This window comes from Shewanella sp. (genome assembly GCF_051658185.1).
Classification (GTDB): domain Bacteria; phylum Pseudomonadota; class Gammaproteobacteria; order Enterobacterales; family Shewanellaceae; genus Shewanella.
On record NZ_JBOFMC010000099.1, the window covers coordinates 1 to 4,549 of the forward strand.

The window sequence follows — 4,549 nt, forward strand, 5'->3', positions numbered from 1 at the left end:
CACGCTATTGCGGTGGCTGTCGCAATGGCCTTGTCGCCCAGCGCGCTTGCAGGGCACACTCCCGATGAGACGTTAGTGGTGGTCGGTAGCCGAGTCGCCACCGAGATTGCCAATGTGGCCGGCAGTGTCACTGCCATCAGCGCCGAACAACTCGAAGCGAGCCTTGCCAATAACCTTCAGGATGCCATCAAAGCTGAGCCTGGCGTCGAGGTGGCTGGCACGGGTAAATTTGGCCTGGGTAGCTTTACCATTCGTGGCATGAGCGATGATCGGGTTAAGGTGCTGATTGATGGCATTGAGCAGGCCGTTTTTTTTAAGGCAGGCCGCGGGACTCCCCATACCACTGTGATTAATGAGTACTCGAGCCAAATCGAGCTTGATACTCTCAAAGCGATAGAAATCAATAAAAACTCAGCTTCTAGCCTCTATGGCAGTGATGCCATTGGCGGCGCGGTGTTATTAAGAACCAAATCACCGGACGATATTTTGGCGGGGCAAGCGCAGGCAACCAATGTGGCCTTAGGTTATGGCGGGGCTAATCAGGGCTGGAAGAACACTTGGGAGGCGGCCATCGATGCCGGTCGTTGGCAGGGAATGATGATTTATACCTTTAGGGATGAAGGGGAAACCCAAACCCATCGCGAAGGTAAAGATGTGATTAGCGTTGAGCGCGGACTGGCGGATCCTGCTGATTATGCGAGCCATAACTTATTGCTCAAAAGCGTGAGTCAGTTGACATCAAACCAAACATTAGCCTTAACCGGTGAAGTGTTTCGCAAGGACGGGGATACTGATTTATGGTCCATGGAGGGCTATTTTGTGCCAGCCCGCAGAGGTGGCAAGGACACTTACTATCACTCGAATCGACTCGAGACGGAGCAGTCGCGGTGGCGACTGACGTTAGCCCACGAGTGGCGTGCGGATAATCCGTTCTTTGATCTGTCTCATTGGCAACTTAGCTGGCAGCAAGCCGCGACTGACAATACCAATTTTCGAGTTAAAAACACCGATTGTTTAGGTGGCTGCGCGCTGATCCGCGATCGTGAAGATAGCCATTTGCAACTGCATGGTCAGTTTGATAAATCGATTGCTTGGTCGGCGTTTGAGCAAGAATGGAGTTATGGCTTATCTGTAGTACGCAGTGAATTTGATTCCTTTTTTGAAGATCGGGATTTTGCCGCGGGCACCGTCGCGCAAACCAGTACCACAATGCCCCGAGCGAGCGCGGTTCGCGCTGGGCTGTTTGCCAAGCAGCAGCTGGCTTTTGATCTGCTCCCCCTCAAGTGGAACTTCGGCTTAAGATACGATCGGTATCGCACCGATCCGGCGGCGGATCTGCCAAGGCATGAGAGTGATGTGATCACCTACAACACCGGTTTTATTTGGACGGTAACCGAGTCGCTGTCGGCCTATGCTAGCGTCGGCAGTGGCTATCGCGCCCCTTCTTTGTACGATCTGTATTACCGCCTCGATCTGCCCCATGTGATTGTGATGCCTAATGAGAATCTTGAGGCTGAACAAAGCACTAACTCTGAATTAGGCCTGCGCTGGGGCGGCGATGCGCTGCAAGCGGAATTGGCTTTCTATTACAGTGATTACCGCGACTTTATTGACAGCGTTACCGACGACAGCGTTTTCCCTGCAATCCAGCAATATCAAAATGTGGGAGAAGCGTGGATCCGCGGCGTCGAGCTTAAGGCCTTTTATCCTCTTGATCGCTGGGTCGCTGGCGGCTACGTCCGCGCCTCTGCAGCATGGTCCGAGGGCGAAAACCGCCATACCGGCCGAGCATTAGATAGTGTGGCCCCCTTTAACAGCAGCTTAACCCTAGGCTATGACGCCGAATCGGGCCTTTGGGGGGCGCAGGTGTTTGCCAAATACAGTGCCGCCAAGCAAGCGGATGACTGGACTGAACCGGATAATTTGCGCGCGCCCGCCTATCTGTACATGGATGCGTTGGCATGGTGGCAGGCTAGCCCACGGCTAAAACTGCAGCTTGGCATCATGAATCTGACCGATGAAAAGTATTGGCTATACGGCAATCTGGCGGGGCTGCAGGCCGATCCTCAGCTCAATCCTGATAGGCTGACTCAGCCCGGACGGCACCTCAATGCGGCCGTGCATTATCGGTTTTAAGGGCGAGGGGTAAAGTATGCATATCGCCAAACGGCATGGATTAACGCTAGTGCAGTGGAGTGGGGTGAGTGTATTTTTGCTGACCTTGCTGGTGGGCTGGTGGTTACCGGAGCGCAGTGAGCTTTGGGTCAAAAGCCTATTTTGGGGATGCTTTTGGCCCGTCGTCACTGTGTCTATGTTGATGATCGCCGGGCCTCTATTTTGCGGACTGTGCCCCCTTGGGGTGATGGGCCGAGCCATCAGTCGCCAAGGATTGCGTCAACGCTTACCTCGCTGGCTAACTTGGACTGGCTGGAGCGCCATCATGCTGTTGACTAGCTATTGGTTAGTGAACACCGCGACTGTGGGATATCACCGTTTGCCACTGCTATTTACCTTGGTTTTCTTCAGTGGTTTTGTGGTGTTGATGCTCGTCTTGTCCCTGCTGTATCGGGACGCACCCTTTTGCCGCTCGCTGTGCCCTTTTGCGATCCTCACTAAAACCTTTGGCCAGCAAGGACTCGTGCGGCTTGGGAGCGATCCCGCGACCTGCCTTGAGTGTCAGCAGGGCGATTGCGCGCGCCTTTGTCCGCAAAAATTGTCGCCGCAACGGCTGGCCAACACGGGGGATGGTGGCCACTGTCATCTGTGCCTTGAGTGTTATCGCCATTGCCGGGGCTTATCTCTGACATTTGGCCGCTGGCAGGGTGCCGATTGGGGCATGCCCGCTGCGTTGACGGTGTTGATCCTCACGGCGTTAGTGGCAATGACCTCACAATTGACCCACCGTTGGGACCGCAGCGTGTGGCGCGAGGCGATGCCATGGCACTGGCTCGAACAAGGGCTTAATTCCCTTAGTCACTCGACCGCGATAAACCTCGCTTGGTTGGATATGCGCGGCTTATCCATTGCCTTGGTTGCCATCGTGTTGACCTTAGGTTTGGCCGCAAGTTGCGCTGTGGCCGTTGCGGGCTTGGCTCGCATCTCTTGGTCAAGGGCGTTATCAGTGATGGCGAAAGTCAGTGTCCCATTCGTGCTGTGTTTACTTCTCTCCCATGGTGGGATGATGTTGGCCATGCGTGGTATTACCGAGTTAACGCAAGGGTTGGGGCAATTATTCGGGCAGGCGTGGTTGCTCCCGGGGCTTGGGCGTCAGTCGGCCGGAATGGCGGTGTTTGGCGCGCTGGTTTGGCTTGGGGTGGGCTGGAGTTTATGGCGGGCTTGGCGGCTTGTGTCGGTTTTGGCGCAAGGCCGATGGCAACGCATCGGGTTATGGTGCTTGGTGACCAATAGCGTTTGGTTATTTGTGGCGGTGCGTATTGGGGGGCAATGGTTGGCCGCTCAAGGGGTGAGCTGCCATTGATAAGGCTATCTTTGGGTAAAATAATCAATTTGATAACATAATCAATGTTAGACAACGGCTTATATTGAGCGTGAGCCAGCCAATGCCCTGATAATGCCGCGCTGGCCGCCAGACGGCGACGCATGGTTAGCGATAGGCATGTTTAGGGATAGGCGAGTTAAAAACTCTGTTTTATCAAGAAGCGCCATTCCCAACTGTTGACTGACTCTCCGCCGGCATAAGGGATGGAAAAATCAATATGGGCCACGTTGCCGTAACTTGAGCGCGAGGAATAAATTCGTGCCCCAATGCCGACACTGCCCAGTGGGCCGCTGACTTCGTTATTGTCGGCGAGGGGGCCACCTGAGGCCTGACCCACATCGGTAAATACTGCCCAGCCAAGGTTAGCCAGTTGATATAAATTGATATTGGGGTAGTTGCGAATTTCGGCGGTGAATAACCACTGTTGATCGCCAAGTTGGTAATCATTGGGATAACCGCGCACACCGGTTTCATCCCCCACGCCTTGGATGAGGTCAAGATAGGTGTTGTTTGAGGTGCTCAGCCATGCCTTGCCGTAGGCCGTCCATTTGGGATTGATTTGGTAAAAATATTCGGCCTGAGCATTGAGCTGATAACTATCGGCTTGAGTCGTGCCGAGGGTGCTATTGCCGCCAAGCTCAAATAACCACAGTTGCTGCTCAACTTGATAGCCCACACTGCTTTGCCATTTGAGGTGATAGCCAACAGGCTGGTTATCGGCAATGTCTTTGGTTTCTAAGCCCAATTGCACATAATGCTGCCAGCCTAGGTTAAAGTCTTCGTTTGCGCCGATAAGGTGCACATTGGTTAATACATGGAAATCATCCTGAATATACTGGTAACCCATCCATGGATACATAAAGTCCCTATCCTGAGGCCGCGCGGCGGTAGGGTAGAGCGGTGAAGAGTTAAACTCATGCTTATCTTGGGTAAATCCCACCATCAATCGCGAAAGCGCTGCACTGTTTTTATCGATTAACCAACCATATTGCACATTAAGATAGTCGGCATTGTGGGCAAATTCACTCAGATCCTTACCGTTTTGCCTGA

Annotated in this window: 2 protein-coding genes and 1 pseudogene; 2 read left to right on the forward strand and 1 reads right to left on the reverse strand. The window is 53.5% G+C overall.

The features are described 5' to 3' along the window. The coding region (locus tag ACRCZA_RS04195; RefSeq protein ID WP_438673221.1) for a TonB-dependent hemoglobin/transferrin/lactoferrin family receptor at positions 1-2,136 on the forward strand (2,136 nt) is incomplete at its 5' end. 16 nt (positions 2,137-2,152) lie between these two features. After that, a complete protein-coding gene (locus ACRCZA_RS04200; protein ID WP_438673222.1) occupies positions 2,153-3,478 on the forward strand; it encodes a hypothetical protein in 1,326 nt (441 codons plus the stop codon). Positions 3,479-3,635: 157 nt separating this feature from the next. On the opposite strand, the pseudogene ACRCZA_RS04205 reads toward ACRCZA_RS04200, so the two are convergent. Then, positions 3,636-4,549 (reverse strand): annotated as a pseudogene (locus ACRCZA_RS04205) (hypothetical protein); the annotation flags it as partial.